This window comes from Nakamurella aerolata, from assembly GCF_013002705.1.
GTDB classification, from domain to species: Bacteria; Actinomycetota; Actinomycetes; order Mycobacteriales; family Nakamurellaceae; genus Nakamurella; species Nakamurella aerolata.
Window position 1 is genome coordinate 245484 of sequence record NZ_JABEND010000006.1, and the last position, 21849, is coordinate 267332.

Sequence of the window (21849 nt, forward strand, 5' to 3'; positions counted from 1 at the left end):
AAACACGGACATCGGATATCGTCGATTGATGCGACTCAGCCAAGGGGTGGAGTGGGCGGTGCACTGCTGTCTGCTGATGGCATGGCTACCGCCGACCGCGACCGTGTCGGCGACAACCCTGGCGGAGTACCACGGCGTGCCTCGCCCGTACCTGGCCAAAGCACTGCAGGCACTGTCCAGAGCCGGCCTGGTGGCCACCACTGCCGGACGGTCCGGCGGGTACCGGCTGGCCCGACGCCCTCAGGAGATCACCCTGTTCGATGTGGTGAACGCCGTCGAGGGCGATCAGCCGGCGTTCCGCTGCACCGAGATTCGGCAGAACGCACCGTTCCCTGCGCCGGAACGCTGCTACCGCAAGAGTTGTGGGGTGGCGGTGGCCATGTGGCGGGCGGAGCAGGCGTGGCGCGACAGCCTTGCCGAGGTCACCATCGCTGCGCTGGTGGACACCTACCGCGACAATGGACCAGTGCCGCCCGCGGTCCAGCAGCGCAACGCCGACTGGCTCACCGAGCGCACCGGCCAATCGCACGGCTGACCAGCGCGCCCGGTAGCCCCGGCGACCACTTTGCGGCGTCGGCGTTCCCGCGCGGCCGGGTCGGTGGGCACCGCGGCCAGGCGCTGGGCGACCGGGCGGGTGGACAGCCGCAGGTACACCGACGCCGGTTAACGACGAACCGGCACCGGGCAGGCGTCCACCGCCGTGGCAACCACCGTCGGCTGCAGCGAAAGTGCAGGCCGTGCACCACTTTCCCAATCCCGGCCGGTCAGCGCGGGCTGCTGCAGCAGGGCGTCAAGCTCGTCGCTGTCGAAGGCCCTGCCACGGGACAGGAACCGCACCCCCTCCGGCGCCTCGACGCTGAACCCGGAGCCGCGGCCCGGTACCACGTCCAGCACCAGCTGGGTGTGCTGCCAGGCGGCAAACTGTGGCCCGGAAATCCACACCGGCACCGCATCGGCACCCTGCGGGGCGTCACTCGAAATGTCGCCGGGGGACATCCTCAGGTCCAGTACACCGAGCAACACGTCACGGTCGCCGATGATGAAATCGCTGTCGGGGTAACACATCGGCGCCGATCCGTCGCAGCAGCCGCCGGACTGGTGGAGCATCAGCGCGCCGTGCCGCGGGGTGAGCCGCCGGAGCAGGTCCACTGCCCCGGCGGTCGACACCACGCGCGGTGGAACGCTGTGCGCGCCAACCGATCCCGCCCCGGAGTCTGCGCCGGCCGATGCTGCCGCGCCCTCGGGTTTTGAAAGCCCTCGCGTCATCGCTGCGTCATCTCAGAAGTCACCTCAGAAGTCACCTCAGAAGAAGCCCTGGGGCTTGCCGGTGTACGAGACCAATAGATTCTTGGTCTGCTGGTAGTGCTCCAGCATCATCAGATGGTTCTCGCGGCCGATCCCGGACTGCTTGTACCCACCGAATGCGGCATGGGCCGGGTACTGGTGGTAGGTGTTCACCCACACCCGGCCGGCCTGGATGTCGCGGCCGGCGTGGTAGGCGCGGTTGCCGTCGCGGGTCCACACCCCGGCGCCCAGCCCGTACAGGGTGTCGTTTGCGGTGCGGATGGCGTCGTCGTAGTCGGAGAACGGGGCAACCGACACCACCGGGCCGAAGATCTCCTCCTGGAAGATCCGCATCTTGTTGTCGCCGGTGAAAATGGTGGGCTGCACGTAGTATCCGCCGGACAGATCGCCGCCGAGGTTGGCCTGCTCACCGCCGACCAGTACCTTGGCGCCCTCGTTCTTTCCGATTTCGATGTACGAGAGGATCTTCTCGAGCTGGTCGTTGGAGGCCTGGGCGCCGACCATGGTCTCGGTGTCGAGCGGGTCGCCCTGCCGCACGGCCTTGGTGCGGATCGCGGCCAGCTCGAGGAACTCGTCGTAGATGTCTTCCTGGATCAGCGAGCGTGACGGGCAGGTGCACACCTCACCTTGGTTCAGCGCGAACATGGTGAAGCCCTCGAGCGCCGAGTCCTGGTAATCGTCGTTGGCGGCCAACACATCCGAGAAGAAGATGTTGGGGCTCTTGCCGCCGAGTTCCAGGGTCACCGGGATCAGGTTCTGGCTGGCGTACTGCATGATCAGCCGGCCGGTGGTGGTCTCGCCGGTGAAGGCCACCTTGGCGACTCTCGGGTTGGACGCCAACGGTTTTCCGGCCTCGGCGCCGAACCCGTTGACGATGTTCACCACGCCGTCCGGCAGCAGGTCGGAGATCAGTGACATCAGATACATGATGGATGCCGGGGTCTGCTCGGCCGGTTTGAGCACCACCGCGTTGCCGGCGGCCAGCGCCGGGGCGAGTTTCCAGGTGGCCATCAGGATCGGGAAGTTCCACGGGATGATCTGCCCGACAACGCCGAGCGGCTCGTGGAAGTGGTAGGCGACGGTATCGGTGTTCAGCTCTGAGATGCCGCCCTCCTGCGCGCGAATGGCCGAGGCGAAGTAGCGGAAATGGTCGACCGCCAGCGGCAGATCGGCGGCCAGGGTCTCGCGGACCGGCTTGCCGTTGTCCCAGGTCTCGGCGACCGCGAGCGACTCGAGGTTCTCTTCCATCCGGTCAGCGATCTTGTTCAGGATCAGCGCGCGCTCGGCTGGCGGCGTCTTGCCCCAGGCCGGAGCCGCTGCATGCGCGGCGTCCAGCGCCTTCTCGACGTCCGCCTCGGTGGAGCGGGCCACCTCGGTGTACACCTGTCCGGTCACCGGGCTGACGTTCTCGAAGTACTCGCCGCCCGCCGGCTTCACCCATTCACCACCGATCCAGTTCTCGTACCTGGGCTGGTAGGCCATCTTCGCGTCGGATGTGCCCGGGCGCGCGTACGTAGGCATGTCGTCTCCTCCTTGAGCCGAGCCGTGCTGTTCGGTGCCGCCGAGGGTAGGCGCGCGAGGGTTGCAGAACCGTTGCAACCACCGGGGGCAAAGCCACCGCCGGGGGCAAACCCACGGTCACCTCCAAAGAGCCACACGCCACCGGGCAGCGGCTCAGTGCCCGGCGAGCAGCGAACGCCAGGCCGGCAGATCGGCTGCGCCATGGGCAGTTTCGGTCCAGGCGGCAAGGGCGGCACGGTCGCCCGCGGTGAGCACCGCGGTGCGCAGCATGGTGTGCAGGGTGTCGCGGAGTGTCACCACACCGGGTGCGACGGACGTTGGCAGTACCGGGCCGGCGTACCGCCGCGCCGCCCTCGCCGTGTCACCGGCGGCGAGCAGCCGGCGCAGCTCGGCGGCGTCGGTGTCCAGTGGGCGGCCCAGCCGATACGGCCGGGACGTCAGCCCCAGCTCGGGTACCGCCCGGCGCAGCCGGGAGAGTTCGGCGCGCACGGTCACCGGGTCGAGCTCGGCCTCGTCGAGTTGCACCGCGAGTTGCTCACCGGACAGCCCCTGCGGATGTTCGGACAACACCAGCAGGATCTCGCCGTGTCTGCGGGTGAGCAGCCGCTCGTCGTTGCCCACCTTCAGCACCGGGCGGTGCCGGCCCAGGGTGTGCAGGGTGCGGGTGGGCGAGGACGCGCCCGCCGCAGTCAACCGGCCCGGGTCGGTGAGCTGCAGCAGCCGCAGCTCGGACTCCGTCGCCACCGCGGTCGCCCGCACCAGCGCGAACACCTCGGGGGCGGCGGCCGCGGGACCGCCGGTGATGTCGATGACGCCGAGAATCGCGCCGGTGGCCGGGTGGTGCACCGGCGCGGCCGAGCAGCTCCAGCCCAGCGCCGAGTTGTTGTAATGCTCGAGCCCGAACACCGCGACGCCATGGTCCAGTGCGATCGCGGTGCCCGGTGCGTTGGTGCCGACAGCGCGCTCGTTCCAGTCGGCGCCGGCGGCAAAGTTCATGGTGGCGGCGCGGTTTCGGGTGGCTGCGTGGCCGTCCACCCACAGCAGCCGGCCGCGCTCGTCGCTGATCGCCACCACCAGCCCGCCGTCGGCGGCGTCCGGCAGCAGCAGCTGCTGCACCAGGGTGCGCACCGCGGCCATCGGATGGTCGCGGCGGTAGCTGTCGAGGTCGCGGTCGTCGTCCCAGCCGGCGGGGGCCGCGTGCTGCGGGTCGACGCCGTTGCTGCGGCTGCGCTGCCAGGACTCTGCGACGACGGATCGCACCCCGACCAGTTGGCCGATGTCGGCGGCGGCGTTGGTCAATGCCCGTTCGCGGACAGCCGCCAGCGCCGCCGCCACCTGATCGGCATCGTCGCCGGGCCGCAGGGCGGCCCATCGCGGTGCTCGATCCGCAGATGCCATCGGCATGGCCACGCCTCCTGCCCTCAGCGTAGCCGTCGGTGCGTTCGCCGCCCAGGGCCGAACCAGCCGCGGGCCTGCCGTTTCTGGCACCGCAGATCGCCGGCCGGGTTCCGGCGATCTGCGTGCAGAAAGCGTCACCGGTTGGTGCGCGCCGCTCAGCCCACCTTCACCAGGTCGACGTAGTCGAGGCCGGCCCGGTAGGTGCTGTCGCCGGGGGCCGGCGCGGTGATCCGCACCTTGAGGTCGTGCGGGCCGGCCGTCAGCGTTGCGGTGCCGAGCGAGACCCGTTCCACCCGGACGCCACCGTCCCGCTTGCCGTTGAACGGCGCCCCGATCCGGTTGCCGTCGATGGAGTACTCGACGGTGCCGTAGTCGGGAGCGGTGGTGGCGCCCGCGACGATCTGGTACTGGCCAGCGCTCGGTGCCCTGACCTGGAAGATGGTCTCGCTGACACCTGGTGTGGTGAGGAACATTTGCCGATGGTTGGACCAGTTGGCGCCGAAGGTGTCGGTCTGGTCGTTGCCGCCGGAGTGCCAGCCGAGTTCGGCCTCTGTCCGTGCGCTGGATCCGGTGCGCCCGGTGAACTCGGCCGAGTAGCCGGAGGCGTTGCCGCGCCCGTCGATCGCCCGCACCCGGTAGTACCAGGTCTGGTTCACATCGGTGTTCTCGTGCCGGAACGCTGCCGTGGCCGGTTTGCCGATCAGGGTGGCGGGCGACGGCGCGAAGCCGGCAGTGGTCGAGGCGTACACCTCGTAATGGTCGACACCGGCGGCATCCGACGCCGGCGTCCACGCCAGATTGGTCGCGTTCAGCGCGGTTCCGGTCGCGGTGGCGCCGCCTGGGGCCGTCGGCGCCGTGGTGTCGGCGTAGCTCGGCACCACCGACAGCACCTCATACTGGGCGGCACTCCACCGTGGCCCGGTCGGCTTCAGCTCCACCCTGACGCTGCTCTTGCCGGCGGTGAGGGCCAGTGGCAGCGCGAAGGTGTCGTCGATCCAGCGGTCAAAGGTGTTGCCGCGCGGCTGCATCCAGGTGCCGGCGGGTTGCCCGTCGACGGTCACCGTCGCCTGCTGGTAGTGGTCGGCCTGATCGGCGGAACGGCGCAGGGTCACCGAGGTGTTGGCCGGGTCGACCTTCGCGGTGAAGCTCACCGGGCTTGAGGTGTACTCGACCTGATCGGTCACAGCCGTCGTGTCGTCGTCGCCTTCGTAGCTGGCGGTGAAGTTCTGCGCGCCGGCGGCCGAGGTGTAGTTGTGTGCCTGGCGGCTGGCGGCATCACCAAGGTCGAGGGTGTCGGTCTGCCGCTGCATGGTGAGGTTCGCGCCGTACCAGAGCGCGGTGGACGAATAGTCGGCCCGCACGTCGTTCTGGGCGCCGTGTTCGATGGACAATCGCATGCCCGACGCGAACGCCATCGAGTCGGCGATCAGCAGCCGGTAGGGCGAATCGCAGGCCTTCTCGCAGCCGACCTTGTTGGTCAGCCCCTGCTCTGCCATTGCGGTGGCGCCGGTGAACGGGGTGGTGAATGGCCAGCCGGCGGTGTTGGGTCCGCGCGGGTTGTCATTCTCCCGGTCGGCGATTTGATTGAAGTACCAACCACTTTCGTAGAAGTCTTCGGTGCCGGTGCCGTACCAGGACGGGGAGCGCGACCCATCCGTCAGCAGCCGCTCGTCCCCTTCCAGGTACCCGCGGAAGGCGCCGAACTCCTTGCTCATCATGGTCTGGCTGATGGAGACCAGCCGGCCGGCGCCCTTGGCGTCCAGCAGCGGCCAGTCGACGCCCGCGGTGGTGTCGCCGCGTTGGTGCTGGGCGCGGAAGTAGCCGAGCGGCACCCCGTCGGTGCCGCGCAGTCGCCCGGCCACCGCCGCGTCGTCGTGTTTGCTGACCTGCAGCGAGCCGGAGACGGACTGGCCCGAGGTGTTGACCAGCTCGACGGTCGCGGCGCTGCCGTACGGCATCGGCCACCACGAGGTGAAGGTGGCGCCGCCGGCGTCGGGGGCAACGGCGTGGAACATCGACGCCACCTTGGCCAGCGTCCAGCCGGAGGAGAACAGCTCGCCGATCGGCGCCTGCACGGTGGTCTGGCCGTCGAAGGTGAGCCGCACCTGCAGCTTGCGGAGCACATCCTGGGTGGCCTGCACGCGGGCGGCGTCACCGTCGGCGACCAGCCCGTCCAGCCGGAACCTCAGCTGATCGAGCATGCCGGACCCGTTGGTACTGAACAGTTTTGCGGTGGCGCCGGGTGCCAGCGTGATGGGGGCGGTGGAGCTGGTGGACCCGGGTGCCGCGGGCTTGGGGTCTTGCTTTCCCCAAGTGGCGGCGGCCCGCATGGCGGCGTCCTGGCCGAGTTGTCCGACCCGGAACGTCGGCACTCCTTCTGCGCTGGCGAAGGTGCGATAGCCGACGTGGTAGAAGGGCGACCTTCGGGTGGTCGAGACCCGCATGTACGAGTGGTACGTCATCGGCACTTTGATGGAGACTCCACCGGACGATTGGTCCCTGTTGGTGACCAGTGGGTAGACGAACGGTGCGCCGGCGCGGCCCTCGACGATGTCGATCAGCGGCTTGTCCAGCACCGTCTCGCCGTCCAGTTCGATCCGCAGGTTGCCGGCCTGAGCGACGTCGGCCGCATAGTTGAAGTTGGTGAACCAGATCGAGTCGATCTCGCCGGCACCGCGGTGTTCGGCGAGCACGCAGGGACTGGCTTCCTTGCCGTTGAGGCAGCTGTAGTCGCCGCCGAAGCCGTCGTTGTTGCCGCCGGCCCTGTCGTAGCTGGAGAACTGTTTGGTCTCCACTCCCGCGGGAATCTCTGCGATCCGGTCGGGACGCAGCAGGGTGTCCCAGCCGATGCTGCCGCGCCGGTCCGCCGAGGTCACTGCTTTGGCGGGGAACGGCGCGGCGTTCATCAGGTCGAGCGCGGCGACCTGGGTTCTCGCCGAGACGTACTGCGGTGGGCCGTTCCAGTCCAGCCCGTACAGGTTCAGCGGGGTGCGATCTTTGCTCTCGGCGGTGTCCGCCTGCTTGGACAGATAGCCGGTATATGGACGGTCGGGCAGCGCGGCATTCAGCTTCGCCAGTCCGCGCACGTGCGGGCCCTTGAAGACCCCGCCGTCGTTTCCGCAATCTCCCGTGCAGCTCTTGTCGGTCAGAATGCCGTTGACGTTCAACACGGCCGAAGTCGTTGCCGCGTCGGCGATCTTCTTGGCCTGGTCGAGATAGCTGGCATCCCCGGTGGCCTTGTTCAACTCGACAAGAGCGGAGATCAGCACGCCCTGGTTGTAGCTCCAGACCGGCTTTCCGTCGTTGCCGCAGGTGGATTGGTCGACGCCGTCGTTGACCAGGTTGTCGGCGTTGATCATTCCCGTCTGCTTGAACCAGTCCCAGCCGGCCTTCGCCCGCCGCAGGTACTCGGTGTCGCCCGGGAGAGCGTTATGCAGCTCGGCGTTGAGCTGGATGTAGAGCGAGTTGGCGATCGCGACCTTCTTCTTCGCCGGGTCGTCGGACTTCCACAGCACGCCGCCGCCGCACTCCGGCGTCCACGACTTGTTCATGTGCTCGGCGTCCGCCTTGGCGGTATCCAGGTACCGCTGTTCGCCGGTGAGCCGATAAGCGTTGAGCCAGGCCAATCCCCACCAACCGGTGTCGTCGACATAGACGTTGCGGAAGTCGGTGTCACGGTCGCCGGTGGCACCGCGGTTGCGGTCGTAGATCTCGCCGATGATGAACCGGTACGAGCCCATGCCGGTGATGCGCATGTTGTCGATCATGGCGGTGAGTCCGTTCGCGGTCTGCCACCAGCCGCCGGTGTCGAACTGGCCGGTGGACCGGTTGTAGTAGCCCATCAATCCGGTGGCGGCCGCGGTCTGCCGGTTACCGGCATTCCAGGTGGTGCGGGCCCATTCGGTGCAGGCAATCTCCGTACGATTGCCGGCCTTGCCGCACGCCCGGAGCGCGCCGACACCCGCCGTTGCCCAGTTGTCGTTGTTGTACATCAGCGTGCGCCACGAACTGCCGCCGGCCGGGATGCTGGTGACACCCAGCTGTTCCCAGGTCGCACCATTGTTGAAGCTTCGATCGATCCAGACCTGATCGCCGGGGTCGCCGTTGGCGATGTTGGCCCAGCCCATGGCATCGGTGTCGTTCAGGTGCAGCGTGATGGAACGTCCCCACACCGAGGTGGACACCGCAGTGCGGTCCGCCCCGGCCAGCGCCGGATCCCTTCCGTCGCAATAGTTGTTGCAGATGTTGGCGGCGGCAGCGGCTGCGGCAGCGCGAGGCGCAGCTGTTGGTGCGCTCCGTTCTGCCGCCGGTGGTGCCTCCGATGACGTTCCCGCCGCCTGGTCCTGGCTCGGTGCCGGTGCCGCCGCCGCCGGTGACCCGCCCAACGCGGCGACCACGGCAGCGACCGTAGCCACGGCGACCAATGATTGTCCGGTAAATCTGGAGCTACCTAACCGCCCGCCCCGTTGCGCACAGTGGTGACGCATCCAAGTCCCTTCGATCGATGGGTGAGAAATCGGATACTTGAAGGGAATCGTGAGCTGGGTTCAGCATCGCCGCAACCGGAACGGTGGCCGTCGTTCACGTTGGGTGGCGACCGGCGTTCACACCGCCTGGCAAGATTGTCACCCAATCGATCTGCACGCGCGCCGAGCCTGGGTTGCCGTCCGCGGTCCAGCTGAACGCCAGGGCCAGTGCAGGCACCTGGGGAGTTCGGCCCACGTCCAGCCCGCCCTCCGAACGAGCCGAAAAGCCATTTCAGTAGTAGGTTCACGGCACTACCCACCAACGGACGGAGTTCGTCGATGTCGCCCGCACCTTTCAGTCGCCGTAGGCTGCTCAACACCGTGCTGCCGGCGGCGGCAGCAGCACCCCTGGTCGGTGTGCTCGGAGCCGCTCCGGCCCAGGCCGCTGTCACCTTCTGGGGGAAGATCGTCCAGGAGCCGGGCGACTACGAGGCCAGGTTCCCCGATCTGCTCAAGCTCAACGACGGGCGGATCATGGCGGTGTGGCACCGCGCCGCCAGCCACTCCGGCACGGTCGGCACCATTCAGGTCTCGTACGGCAGCGCCGACGGCAAGACTTGGTCCACACCGCACGTCGCGCTGGCCAATCCGGGAACCATGGCGGGCATCGACACCCGAGATCCCAAGTTGGGCAAGATGAACGACGGCAGCGTGATTCTCACCTTCTTCGTCCCCGGCGGGAAGGTGTACTACTCGGTGTGGAAGCCGGGCTGGGGCTACTTCACCGACCCGACCGAGCTGGTGGCCGCCGGCATCGGCGGCAAGTACTCACATGGTGGCGCATTGGCGTTGGCCAACAACGGTTCTCAGGTGAATCACGTGCTCGTTCCGGTCTACACCACCGGAACCAGCGGCGGCGCCTGGTACATCCGCACCCGGTGGGATGCGTCCACCAACAAGCTGGTGGTGCTGGAGGGTGCCCGCCGCATCATCAGCAACAACAACCCGGTCGGCCGCACCTATACCGAGCCCAGCTTTGTGCAGTTCGGCTCCACCGTGGTGTGCGCGGTACGGGCCGAGCAGAACGGGGCGGGCTCCCCGGTGATCATCGCCAGGTGGAACCCGTACACGGCAGCACCCTCCTACACCTTCCAGTCGTTCACCGGGGTGCTGGCCAACTCGCATCATCTGTTGAAGACCAGTGACGGCAAGGTGCTGTTCACCTACGGTGACAAGTCGCAATCGGTGCGTCCCACCGTCGGCATGCTGATCAGCAATCCGACCGGCACCTGGGTCAAGGGAAAGGTGCTGGGAATCTACAACTCCGGCGCCAACGACCAGGCCAATCCGTCGAGCGTTGAGATCGCCGCCGGGAGTTTCCTGACAACGGGCTACAACGCCAAGACCAAGGCGGCGTCGTCCAGCGGGGGCACCCTGTGGCTGTTGCACTCCTCCACCGCGGACTACTGATCGGCCCGTCGACCAGGTAAAGAAACCTGGTGCCGCGGCGGTGGTTCAGCGGCGCAGCAGACCCTGCTTGCTCGCGGCCGCCACCGCAGCCGTGCGGGAATCGACGCCGAGCTTTGCGAATATTCGCACCAGGTGCGACTTCACGGTGCCTTCGGTGAGGAACAGCCGACGGGCGATGGCCTGGTTCGACAAACCGTCGGCCACCAGGGTAAGCACCTCGGTCTCGCGGTTGGTCAGCGCGGTTGCCGGTTGCCGCATCCGGTGCAGCAACCGGCCGGCGACGCTCGGGGCCAGCGCGGTGCCGCCGCCGGCCGCGGTGCGCACCGCCGCGATCAGCTCCTCCGGGGCCGCGTCCTTCAACAGATAGCCGGAGGCCCCTGCCTCGATGGCCGGCAGGGTGTCGGCGTCGGTGTCGTAGGTGGTCACCACCACCACTTTCGGGCCGGACGGGTCGGCGGTGATGCGCGCCGTTGCCTCGGCCCCGGACGAGCCCGCACCGAACTGCAGATCCATCAGCACCACATCGATGCCGCCAACGGCAGCGCGCGCCACCGCGTCCTCCGCCGTTCCCACCTCGCCGACCACCTCGATACCGGGTTCGGTCTCCAGGACGGCCCTGAGCCCGGCACGGACCACCGGATGATCATCGGCCAGCAGCACCCGGATGGGCACCTGCGCGTTCACGGCGACATCCCTTCCGGCGCAGCATGTTTCGGCGCAGCGCTGTTCGGTGCGGCACTGTTCGGTGCAGCGCGGTTCGGTGCGGTGTGGTTCGGTGCGGTGTGGTTCGGTGCTGAGTGGTTCGGTGCTGTGGGCGCCGCCGTCGGGGCGGCCTGGGCCGGCGCATCAGTAGGTGCCACCGGCGGCAGCGGAAGCCAGGCGCGCAGCGTCGTCCCCGATCCCGGATTCGACTGCACCGCAAGGGTTCCGCCCAACTCGCGCAGCCGGCTCGTCATCGCCCGCAGGCCGAACCCGCCGTGCTCGGGGTCGGCCGGCGCGGGGTTACTGGTCACCGCGCCGGCATCGAAACCGACGCCGTTGTCGGAGACCACCAGCTCCATCCGGTCGGGTCGGTACCGCAGGGTGAGCTCGAGCCGGCTGGCGCCGGCGTGCTGCAGGACGTTGCCGACGGCCGACTGCGCGACCCGCAGCAGCGCCACGTCGTAGGCGGTGGGGACCGGTGCTGCCGCACCGTCCTGCCGCATGGTTGCGGCCAGCCCGTCGTGCCCAGTGCTGTTGTCGCACAGTCGGTTCAGCGCGTCCGGCAAGGTACTGGTGGACAGCACCGGCGGCGCCAGTGCTGCCACCAACCGGCGCGCCTCGGCCAGATTGTCGGCGGCCGACTGCCGGGCCAGTTCCAGATATTCGCCGCGCTTGGCGGCGATGTCCGCCACGCTGAGTCCGGAGCCGGAGCTGGCTGCGCTGACCGCAGTCTCGCCGGCGCCGGCCGCATCGGTGGCGTCCAACCGCTGCGCCGCCCGCAGCAGCAGCTGGATACTCGAAAAGCCCTGGGCGAGCGTGTCGTGGATCTCCCTGGCCAGCCGCTCGCGTTCCGCGGCCACCCCGGCGGCGTGCTCGACCGAGGCCAGCTCGACGCGGGTGGCGGTGAGCTCGTCGATCAGCCGCTGGCGACGCTGATTCTCGCGGTGCAGGGTGCGGTATCCGAGGGTGACCGCAATGGCGACGGCCGCGCCGAGCGCCGGTCCCAGCGCCGCCGCGAGGGTGAAGCCGCCGTTGTGGGCGGTGAACGAGACGACGGCGGCGGCCGCGGTCAGCACCACCGCGCCGATGGCCGGCCAGGCCGGCAACAGGTGCAGCTGCAAGAAGTACAGCGGGAACGCCAGGTAGAGCGCGTCCGGCGTCACCACCAGCAGCGCTGTCCAACACAGGCACAGCAGCACCAGCCAGCCGTAGTGCCTGCCGGTCACGTCACGGCGCTGCAACAGCACCGCGCCGGCGAAGTAGCACCCGGCAAATACCGCTGCGAGCACCGTGATCAGCGCCGGATGAACGCTCCCTGGCTGGACGGCGCGCACCACCACCAGCACCAGCAGCCCCACCACAAGTGCGTGCAGGCACCACATCAAAGTCCGGGCGGTCAGGTGTGCGTTCATGACCGGTTCAGCGTAAAGAACAACCAGCCCGCCGCCGAGCCGTCGCGCGCGATCCACCAGGTCACCGCGTCCGGCGGCAGCCGAGTTCCATCGAACGGACCGCGAATCCATCGAAAGACAGAGCGGCAACCGCGGCTTTTGCGCGTCGCCGTCCCGACCGGTGACGGATGTGCCGGAGCGCCGGCGCCGGAAGGCTGGGCATCGGCCGGCAGCAGTGACGTTCCGGCCGAGGGACAGCCCGGCAGCGTCGGCGGCTGTGCGGTGTGGACGACGCGAAGCGAGTGAGAAGGCAGCGATGTTTGTCGGATGGCGGGATCTGAAGTTCGCCAAGGGGCGGTTTGCGGTGATCGGTGCGGTGATCGTGCTGCTCACCATGCTGGTGGGACTGTTGTCGGGGCTGACGGCCGGGTTGGCCGCACAGAACGTTTCGGCGATCACCTCGCTGCCGGCGCAGCAACTGGTGTTCGCCAAGCCGGGCGGCGACGCCGCCGTCTCGTTCGCCCAGTCGAGCATCAGCCGTCAGCAGTACCGGCAGTGGCAGTCGGCGACCGGAGACCGGGCAGAGCCGCTGGGTATCAGCACCACCAGAGCCGGCAATCCGGCAACCGCGGTGACGGCCGGGGTTTCCGTCTTCGGCGTGCGGCCGGGATCGCCGTTGGCACCCGATCCGGCCCGGCACCTCGACCAGGGGCAGACCGTGCTGTCCGCCGCCGCTGCCGAAGACTTGGGCGTCGGCATGGGCAGCCAGGTGCAGATCGGCGGGCGCACCCTGACAGTGGCAGCGGTGACCGGCGACGCCTACTACTCACACACGCCGGTGGTATGGACCGATCTCGCGGTGTGGCAAGGTCTTTCCGCCGCGCAGAACGGTGCTGCCTACGCCACCGTGCTCGGCCTCGGTGAGGTTCCGGCCGACGTGCTGGCGAGCACCGACGCCGCTGCCGGAACGGTCAGCCAGGCGCCGGCGGACTCGCTGTCCGCGATCGGCTCGTACACCTCGGAAAACGGTTCGCTGCAATTGATTCGTGGCCTGCTGCTGGTGATCTCGGCGATGGTGATGGCGGCCTTCTTCGCGGTCTGGACCATACAACGGCAAGGCGACGTTGCGGTGTTGAAGGCGATGGGCGCCGCCACCGGCGCGCTGCTGCGCGACGCTCTCGGCCAGGCGCTGGTGTTGCTGGTCGCCGGAACCGCCGTTGGCACGTCCCTGGTGGTGGCCATCGGCGCCGCGCTGTCGGCCACCGCGATGCCGTTCGAGCTGACCGTCGCGACCGCCGTGCTGCCTGCGCTGGCGATGGTGCTGCTGGGCGCGGTGGGCGCCGCACTTTCGGTCCGCAAGATCACCTCCGTCGACCCGCTGACCGCGTTGGGAGCAACCCGATGAGCTTGGAAATCTCTGACGTCACACTGACTTTCCCCGACGGCCAGGGCCGGGTGACGGCCCTTGACCAGGTCAGTCTCGCGGTGCCGGACGGCTCGGTGACGGGGGTGATCGGCCAGTCCGGTTCCGGAAAGTCCAGCTTGCTGGCCGTGGCCGGGACACTGATCCGGCCGCAATCGGGGTCGGTCCGGCTGAACGGCATCGAACTGGTCGGGCAGCGCCGGGGCGAGCTGTCGGCGGTCCGCAGGCACCACGTCGGTTTCGTCTTCCAGCAGGCGAACCTGCTGCCGTCGCTGACGGCACTGGAACAACTGTTGGTGGTCGCCGCCATGGACGGGCGTCCGACCGGGCAGGCGCGGCGCCGGGCGGTTGAGCTGCTGGACAGCGTTGGTCTGTCGGCGGAGTCCGGTCGGCGTCCGCACCAGCTGTCCGGCGGGCAGCGTCAGCGGGTGAACGTGGCAAGGGCCCTGATGAACCGACCGTCGCTGCTGCTGGTCGACGAGCCCACCAGCGCCCTCGATTCGACGCGCAGCGCGCAGATCGTCCGGCTCATCGTCGATCTGGCCCACCAGCACCGCGCCGCGACCCTGCTGGTGACGCACGACGAGTCCCAGCTACCGGCGATGGACGCGGTGGTGTCGATGCGTGACGGCCGGATGACCGCCGAGCGTGGTCCCGCTGAGAGCGCCCCCGCCGAGCGCGGTCCCGCCGAGCCGGCCGCGGCTCAGCTGGCAGCCAGCCGCCCGGCCTGACGGCGCCGCGTCCGGCGGACCAACGACGCGGCCAGCACCTCACGGCTGTGGAATCCGGTACCCCACAACGGCATCCGACTGCGCCACCACCCGCAGGTCGGGACCGGCGTCCGATGAGCCCGCCGTGTCGGTGACGTCCAACCCCACCCCGGACGGCATCCGTCCCGGAACCGCGGCGGCGGTCCCCTTCGAGCTGCAGGGCCGGGTCAGCGCTCCGCCGGTTCTCGACGTGTTGGGTGCCCCGTCCTGCTCGTAGGCGACGCCGCTGTCGAAGGTGGTGGTGCTGGTGCACCACCCCAGTTCGGTCGGCTTGGCCGGGCGCGCTGCCCCGGAGATCAGGTCGACCACCACCGGCTTCTCGTTGCTGGACAACAGGATGCGCCAGGAGTCGAGCCAGCCCAGCTCGCTGGGGCCGTCGACGGTGCCGATATCGGGGGCCGAGCCGAGCTTGGTGCTCCAGTAGGGCTTGCCGGTGACGGGATCGAGCTGTAGCAGCGTGACCTGTTGGTCGCGGGGAACGGCAAGCTCGTCGGTGTCGGTGCGGCCGACGCTCGCGCCGATGGATCCGGTGTAGCTGCACGCCAGCAGTGGTTGGGCACCGTCTGGCAGTCGACCCACCGAATCGAGGCGGCTCAAGCAGCCAAGCGCGGCGCCTGGTCGGCGCCACCGCACCGCCCCGGTGCTGATGCTCACCGCGACGGTCATCAGGCTGCGGCGGGCATCAAGCCTCGGGAAGTCGCCGGACGGCCCGGCAGCCCAGTTGTAGCGCACCGTCGCGATGACGGTGTCGGAGTCGCCTTCCCAGGCGTTCCAGGCCAGGTACCCGACGTCGGTCGCATCGGCGCCGAGTAGTTGCCGCCAGTTCCTGGTCCACAGGGTGCGGCCCGCTCGGCTCGCACTGACACTCTTGTCGGTCCAGGTCAGATCGACCCACCTGCCGCTACCGGCGGCATCCTCCGACCCCGGCACCGGGGTGGTGACCCGGTCGGCCAGCTCGATGTTCCGCCACTGACCCTCGACACGCCCTTCGGCACAGAGCTTTTCGGGCTTGCGGGCCTTGCCCGTCTCATCGGTACAGCGGCGGGGGATGTTCCAGTACTCCAGCGGGCCGCCGACCGTCACCGCCGTGCCGTTGCGCGGATCCAGCAACGCCGGGGCGCCTTCCAGCGGTTGGCCGCCCGGCTGGAAGTAGGCAACGTACCCGCGAAACGTGCGGATTGTCAGTGCATTGTCCGGGTGCAGGCCCGATGTGGTGGCCGGCTGTCGCCACTTCTGCTTGCCCGACCGAGGGTCGAGGCCGATCAGCAACAACTGGTCGGCCGGGTCCAGCCCGTAATAGACGAGCACGCCGCTCAGCTCGACAACATCGGTGACCGGTCGCACGCTGGCCTTCCACGCGACCGTTGGCGCGGCCGAGCCCTTCGGCGGGCCAATGATTTTCGGTGCGGTAGGGCCGCGCGGCGTGGTGGAGGTACGCGGCGCGGTAGGGCCGCGAGGCGCGGGACCGGACGAGGTCGACGCCGCCGCTGAACCTGCGGTGGCTGCCGGCTGGGTCGTGTAGGCCACCACGGCATCCGCCTGGGTGACGAGGGTGAGGGACTCGCCGTCGACGCCTGCCTTACTGGCGATCGGGCCGAGCGCACCCGTTGCCGGCACCGCGGACGTAGCCTTCCCTTGGGGTGTGCACGTTTGCCAAGCCTCGAGTCCCTCCATCTGCCCGACGCGCCGACCGTCTACCCATCCGGTCTGAGCGGTGTCGAAGCGGCGGATGGCGAGACACCAACTGACCTGATCCGCCTTGGCGGGGGCGGTCTTTCCGGTGTCGCTGTCGATCACGACGGGACCGCCCGCACCGCCCGACAGCAGCACCCGGCGATCGTCAATGGCGTTCATGCCAGGGTTGGACACATCGATGCCCTTGTTGGCGCCCGCGTTGTAGGTCCACCGAACCTTGCCGGTCCGCGCGTCCCGGCCGGACAACACCGTCCGCTGACGCTGGTAGGTGATCTCGCCCGCCACTACGGCGTCGCTCTTGGAGACGACCGTGCGGGTTCCGGTGCTGCGGCAGGTAACCGCCAGCCCGGCGTCCAGCACCACGAAACCGCCGCACATTGCCTCGCCTGGCGCCGTCCACAACTTCTTTCCGCGCGCGGTGTCCATGGTGACAACGACGGCGTCGGCGAGGTTGCTGGTGCCTGGTTCTTCGGCACCCGCGGGCAGGATGGTGACCATCTGGACCCCACCAGAGCGCGCCGTCGTCCGCAGCCGCACCCTGCTGGTCGTGCGGTACCAACGGGGCATCGCGATGCGTTGCGGAGCAAGTACTTTCCCGTTCCGCTCGACGGAAATCTCGACGGCGCCGTCGCCCAGCTTCATCACGATGCCCTTGCGCAGGGCGGTCCAGCCGCCCAAGTCGTTGGAGCCGTCCACCGGCGTCAGCTTCGCGGTGCGAAGATCCAGTTGCAGGGTCTTGGTGGCGATGAGGTCGTCCGGCGGCGCCACCTCGTAACAGGTACCGGCGCAGCCGTTGTTACCGACGAATGCCCACGGCGCGCTGATCACGTTGACGTGTCCGGTTTCCGGGTCGACCGAGGCCAACTGGCTCTGCCACAACGGATGTCCGGCCACCGGTTGCAGGAACCGTACGTCGCGCCCGTCGGTGCCAACGTACGACAGTTGGGTGGCATCGGCCGGCAGCTGGGCCGGCTTGCGCCACTTGGTCGACCCCTCGGACAGGTCGATGCCGATCAGGTTCAGCTGTTTGCCGATGAGGCCGTAGGCGACGGCCGTGCGATCGAACACGGCGACCGGTCCCGAGGGGGTGAATCCCTTGGTGCGCCAGCGTTCCCTGATCTGCTCCGGCGCGGGACGCTGCGGCGTCGGCGCGGTGGTCGCCGCGCTGGGCGAGCCCGCGGGGCGTCCCGTCGTTCCGTTCGTCGTCCCGTCAGCCGAGGCCGCAGCCGAGCCGGGACCTGAGCCGGACGTTGCGGCCGGCGGCTCCGGGACGGCCGTCCCGTCGCCGGTGCACCCGGCGAGCGTGACGAGCGCGAGCCCTGCTGCCAACGCGGTGATGTGCTGCCGACGTGCTGCCATCGCTCCCCCAATGTCCGACCAATGAGTGAGCTGAAGCTAGCGCTGTGCACAGCTGCGCGCCCGAGTTATCCACAACGGTGGAACTCGCGGCAGCGGCCCGGCAGCGCGGGTGGGGAGCGGCTAACGCTGCGCAGGCTCCCGGCCCGCGTCGGCGAGATAGCCGTCCGGGTAGATGCTGCGGGTCTCGGTGCGGCGGTCCTGCTGGTGCAGCCACTTGCCGAAGTTGGGGCGCGGCAAGATCTTTGCCACCGCGAGCGCAACATAAATCACCGTGTTGATCGCCACGAAGGTGGCGATCACGGCGAAGATCGGCGAACTCACCACCGAGTCCGGCAGCAGCAGTCCGGTGCGCTGCACGGGGACTGCTCCGGTCGATTGCAGGCCGGCAAGGATGGTCACGGCAGAGTTGCTCATCGGGAAACCTCCAGTCGCCCACCGCGAGTGGACGGCACCAGGTGCCGCCATTGCGCGCTGCGCCGCATCGAAATGTCCACTACGCCCTTGAGGTACACCAGGTCGAGGAACATTGCATAGATCAGCTCGGGAAAGATCGCTGCGGCCAGCAGCCGGGCGCGCCAGCCGCCCCGCCAGACCGTGACCACCCGCTCCAGCACGAACACCAGGCCGATACCGAGCCAGAACGGGAACCACACCCAGCTGCTCATCGACACCGCCATCACCAGCATCAGCAGCAGGTACGCGGCCAGCGCGATCACCCCGTATCCGATGCCGAGCTGCTGCACCCAGTACCGGAAGGTGGCCGGCCGGAAGCCGTACGCACCAAGGTTTTCCAGCGCGCCGCGCTGCCAGCGCAGCCGCTGCGCCCACAGCGCCCGCCACGTCGGCATCACCTCGGTGACGACGGTGCACTCCTGCGGCGACACCATCAGGGCGCCCATCGATTTCAGCGCAAGGGTCAGCTCGTTGTCCTCGGTCAGCGCGGCGGTGTCGTACACGTCGCCGGGGACACCGGGCAGCCAGCGCCCGCGGGCGGCCGCGACCTGCTGCAGCGCCACCGATCGGAACAGCGTCGCGGTACCGGTCAGGACGAACGGTCGGCCGTGCCGGCGCAGGATGTCCCGCTGGTAACGGTGGTACTCGTTGCGCTGGAACTGGCCGAGCAGCCCTTCGCCCTCTTCGCCGTAGAACAGCCCGCCGACCGCCATCAGGGCGCGGTCATTGGTCATCCGTTGCACACCGGCGCTGACGAACTCACGGTGGATGGTGGTGTCGGCGTCCATCACCAGCACCAGGTCGTTGTGCCCCTGTTGCTGCAGCAGCTGCTGCAGCGCCTGGTTCAGCGCACCGCCCTTTTTGTGAACGTTGTCGACGGTGCTGAACACCTCGGCACCCGCGGCCCTGGCGATCAGCTCGGTGTCGTCCGTGCAGTTGTCCGCCACCACGATGATGCGGTCCGGCACCACACTCTGATCGAAGAGCGAGCGCAGGGTGGCACCGATGCACGCCTGCTCGTTGTGCGCCGGGATCAACACGGTGACGGTGATCGGGCCGTGGAAGACGCCGCGGGTGCGGGTCATCACCACCCGCGGGGCCAGCGGCTGACGCACCGGGTTGTATCCGCGGCGCGAGCGGTTGGCGATCCGCCGCTCCATCGCCCCGACGCCGGCGGCGCAGACCAGACCGATCCCGACGGCCATCAACAGCGTGCTGGCGGACGGCGCCTCGGTGTTGTAGAGCAGCTGCCAGGTGCCGACGATCACGCTGTGATCGGTCGGCTGTGGCCGGGAGGTGAGCGTCAGTGCGACGCCAAGAACCAGGAGCGCACTGCCGAGCACGGCGACGCCCAAGACGAACACGCCGACCGCGCGCTGCCATCGACCCATGGTGGGACACCTTGGCTTTCCGGCGCGGCGGGTCACCCGGCCGACTGGCCTATGGCAAACGTTTCGCACCTTGGGGAGCGCATCGGGCAGCACCGGACGACGGCAGCCGTCATCGGCACGCTGCGATGCGCGGAAGGATGAGTTGTGGGCGAGTGGGGAGCAACACCCGACGAAGGGGCGCCGGTTCCGCCGCATTTACGCCGAAGGAGCCGGTGTACCCGTTTGCTGCCCTACTACACCAAGTAGGACTGCGCTCCGGACCTTCCATTGCGCCACGAACGGGTGAAACTGGCCCGAATCTTGCTGGGAAACCGGTGACGCTCGTCGCATCGGGTGAGAACTCGGTGCGCCCGGGCGGGTGAGCCGCCCAGCTGGCGCCGGCCGCGCCCGGTGACGGGTGTCGGGACGCCCTGGCCGTGACGTCACCGGCCGCGGGCGACCGGCGGGACCGGCGCGGCTACCGGCGGGGCCTGCGCGGCCCGCGCGGAGTCAGCCCGCCCGGCGAGTCCCGGAGCGGCTGCGCAGGTAGTCGCTCACCACGTACTCGCCCAGCCGGGTCGGCTCGGGGGCGAAGACCCGGCCGGCGACGCGGCGGGCCAGCGCATCGGTGAACCTGGCCAGCCCGGGGTCGTCGCCGAGCCGGAAGATGTTGACGGTGGCGCCGAGGCGGGCCACCGCGTCGGCTTCCGCGACGGTGACCCTGATGGTCTGCGGCAGCGGCGGGTAGTCGAAGACCGCCGCGCCGTCGGGTTCAAGGTGCGCGGTGGGCTCACCGTCGGTCACCACCAAAACGACCGGCTCGGCGTTGGGGTGCCGGCGCAGGTGCCTGGACGCCAACATCAGGGCGTGCTGCAGGTTGGTGCCCTTCACCCAGTCCGGTTCCGCGGTGGCCAGTTCGTCAATGCTCATCACCCTGGCGGTGCGGTCGAACCCGATGATCTGCAACGCATCCGACCGGAATCGGGTGCCGATCAGATGCGCCAACGCCAGCGCGGTGCGCTTCATCGGCGCCCAGCGATCGCCCAACACCATCGAGAACGACAGGTCGACACACAGCGCCACCGCCGCTGTGGTGCGGCGCTCGGTCTCGGCGGCGACCAGATCGTCCGGCTCCAACGTCACCGTGCCGGACGTCACCGCTGCTCCGCCGGTGCCCGCCGAGTCGTCGTCGCCGCGCGCGGAAGCGTTGCGCTGCACCGCGTTCTGCACGCTCCGGACGGCATCGATGGGTCGATCGGATCCCACCTCCCACGGCAGATATGCCCCGGTGGGCTCGCCGGCGTTGCCGCTGCGCCGATCGTCGTGCGCGCCCTGACCGCTGGCGCCCAGGTCGGTGAAGATGTGCCGCAACGCGCTCTCGCCCAAGCGCCGCAAGGCTTTCGGCGACAGCGTCAGCTCCTGGCCGTTGCGGCGCAGGTAACCCTGACGCTGCAGTTGCCGCTCCAGCTCCTGCAGCCGGCGCACATCGCTGGCGGCGGCCGGCGAGAGCTGCCTGGCCAGCGCGTCGACGTCGACGTCGTCCAGGGTGGCGCCCGGATAGTCCTGTGCCAGTTGGTTTTCCAGCTCGGCGAGATCGGCAAGATCGGAGACAACGCCGACCGCGTCGCCGTAGCCGAGGCCCTGCTCGCCGGATACCCGTTCGCCGCCAGGTTGCATCATGCCGGGGCGCAGGGCGGTGAGGTTGTCGCTGAGCTGGGCCATTTGCGACGCCAGGTCGACATCGGCGAGCGCCTGCTCGATCAGTTCGCTGAGCTCGGCCCGTTGTTCGGGGGTCAGCGACGCCATCAGGCGCTGGGTGTCCGCCTGGCGTTTGGCCAGTGCGTCAACCAACTCGTCGACGTTGCGCGGGTTCTCCGGGAAGAACTCGCCGTGCTTGTCCATGAACTCGGCGAAGTCGCTGCCAACGTCCTCCCGGCGGGCGTGCTTGGCGAGCAGGTTGTTCAAGTCAGCCAGCATGTTTTGCATGCGCTCCAGCCCCTCGGGGCTGCCGCCCTGCAGCGCCTGCTTCATCCCGGCGAACTGCCGCTGCAGCACCTCGTCACGCAGGGTGCTGGTGATCGACTGGTACAGCTCCCGAGCCTGCGGCGACTGCCACTGATAGTCGGTCAACGCGCGCATCGCACCTGGCACATCGTCCGGTAGCGCATCGAGGGTGAGCTGGGCGAGCGCGGCGTCGTCGGAGTCCTGCTGCCGCAACGCATCCCGCTCGGCGGCGAGTGCCTGGTCGAGCACGGCCCGCGCGGTATCCAGCGCACCGGAGAGCTGGCCGCTGCGGCGCAACTCGCGGCGGCGCTTGCTGATCTGTCGGCGCAGCTCGTCCAGCCCTTGGCGGTCTTCGGTGCCGCGGCGCAACACCTCACGCAGGGCGTCCCGCACGGACGAACCGTTCAGCACCCGCTCGCCGAGCTGGTCGACAGCGGCGGCGACGTCGAACGGCGGCGCCAGCGGGTCGTCGCCGCCGGTGAAACTGCCGTACCGGTACCGACCGGGAGGGCGAGCCATCGC

At 69.1% G+C, this 21849-nt stretch carries 14 protein-coding genes; 4 read left to right on the plus strand and 10 right to left on the minus strand.

What is annotated here, in order from left to right:
* The first annotated feature begins 28 nt into the window (after positions 1-28).
* Entirely contained in the window at positions 29-535 is a 507-nt protein-coding gene (locus HKD39_RS12285; protein WP_171200156.1) for an RrF2 family transcriptional regulator, read from the plus strand.
* 128 nt (positions 536-663) lie between these two features.
* Here the strand turns inward: HKD39_RS12285 and HKD39_RS12290 are convergent, their stop codons facing one another.
* The 4 genes from HKD39_RS12290 to HKD39_RS12305 form a co-directional block, all read right to left on the minus strand.
* Positions 664-1170, minus strand: a complete 507-nt coding sequence (locus HKD39_RS12290) for a DUF779 domain-containing protein (protein ID WP_343074698.1) — start codon at positions 1168-1170, stop codon at positions 664-666.
* 132 nt (positions 1171-1302) lie between these two features.
* Positions 1303-2826 carry an acetaldehyde dehydrogenase ExaC gene (gene exaC, locus HKD39_RS12295; protein WP_171200158.1) on the minus strand — a complete coding sequence of 508 codons (1524 nt, stop codon included), beginning with the start codon at positions 2824-2826 and terminating at the stop codon, positions 1303-1305.
* Positions 2827-2979: 153 nt separating this feature from the next.
* The gene (locus HKD39_RS12300; RefSeq protein WP_171200159.1) at positions 2980-4230 is read right to left on the minus strand and encodes a sigma-54-dependent transcriptional regulator family protein; all 1251 of its coding nucleotides are present in this window, start codon (positions 4228-4230) and stop codon (positions 2980-2982) included.
* Between the two features lie 149 nt (positions 4231-4379).
* Complete coding sequence (locus HKD39_RS12305; RefSeq protein WP_212754491.1) at positions 4380-8639, minus strand: DUF2961 domain-containing protein; 4260 nt, start codon at positions 8637-8639, stop codon at positions 4380-4382.
* Positions 8640-9029: 390 nt separating this feature from the next.
* On the opposite strand from HKD39_RS12305, the gene HKD39_RS12310 reads away from it, so the two are divergent.
* Positions 9030-10160 carry a sialidase family protein gene (locus HKD39_RS12310; RefSeq protein WP_212754492.1) on the plus strand — a complete coding sequence of 377 codons (1131 nt, stop codon included), beginning with the start codon at positions 9030-9032 and terminating at the stop codon, positions 10158-10160.
* Between the two features lie 45 nt (positions 10161-10205).
* On the opposite strand, the gene HKD39_RS12315 is transcribed toward HKD39_RS12310, so the two are convergent.
* Together HKD39_RS12315 and HKD39_RS12320 are read right to left on the minus strand one after the other, a co-directional pair.
* On the minus strand, positions 10206-10844 hold the full coding sequence (locus HKD39_RS12315) for a response regulator (RefSeq protein ID WP_171200161.1): 639 nt from the start codon (positions 10842-10844) through the stop codon (positions 10206-10208).
* On the minus strand, positions 10841-12274 hold the full coding sequence (locus HKD39_RS12320; RefSeq protein WP_212754493.1) for a sensor histidine kinase: 1434 nt from the start codon (positions 12272-12274) through the stop codon (positions 10841-10843). Before HKD39_RS12320 ends, HKD39_RS12315 begins: the two co-directional genes overlap by 4 nt.
* Before the next feature lie 295 nt (positions 12275-12569).
* Between HKD39_RS12320 and HKD39_RS12325 the strand changes: the two genes are divergently transcribed.
* Positions 12570-13658: an ABC transporter permease gene (locus tag HKD39_RS12325; protein WP_171200162.1), complete on the plus strand. Its 1089-nt coding sequence runs from the start codon at positions 12570-12572 to the stop codon at positions 13656-13658.
* A complete protein-coding gene (locus tag HKD39_RS12330) occupies positions 13655-14407 on the plus strand; it encodes an ABC transporter ATP-binding protein (protein ID WP_171200163.1) in 753 nt (250 codons plus the stop codon). The genes HKD39_RS12325 and HKD39_RS12330 overlap by 4 nt, the downstream gene beginning before the upstream one ends.
* A gap of 39 nt (positions 14408-14446) precedes the next feature.
* Here the strand turns inward: HKD39_RS12330 and HKD39_RS12335 are convergent, their stop codons facing one another.
* The 4 genes from HKD39_RS12335 to HKD39_RS12350 all read right to left on the minus strand — a co-directional run bounded on the left by HKD39_RS12335 (position 14447) and on the right by HKD39_RS12350 (position 21846).
* The gene (locus HKD39_RS12335; protein WP_171200164.1) at positions 14447-17500 is read right to left on the minus strand and encodes a PQQ-binding-like beta-propeller repeat protein; all 3054 of its coding nucleotides are present in this window, start codon (positions 17498-17500) and stop codon (positions 14447-14449) included.
* Positions 17501-17620: 120 nt separating this feature from the next.
* Positions 17621-17914, minus strand: coding sequence for a hypothetical protein (locus HKD39_RS12340; protein ID WP_212754494.1), 294 nt, complete (start codon positions 17912-17914; stop codon positions 17621-17623).
* A complete protein-coding gene (locus HKD39_RS12345) occupies positions 17911-19344 on the minus strand; it encodes a glycosyltransferase family 2 protein (RefSeq protein ID WP_171200165.1) in 1434 nt (477 codons plus the stop codon). The genes HKD39_RS12340 and HKD39_RS12345 overlap by 4 nt, the downstream gene beginning before the upstream one ends.
* A 489-nt stretch (positions 19345-19833) precedes the next feature.
* The gene (locus HKD39_RS12350; protein ID WP_171200166.1) at positions 19834-21846 is read right to left on the minus strand and encodes a vWA domain-containing protein; all 2013 of its coding nucleotides are present in this window, start codon (positions 21844-21846) and stop codon (positions 19834-19836) included.
* Positions 21847-21849: the final 3 nt, after the last annotated feature.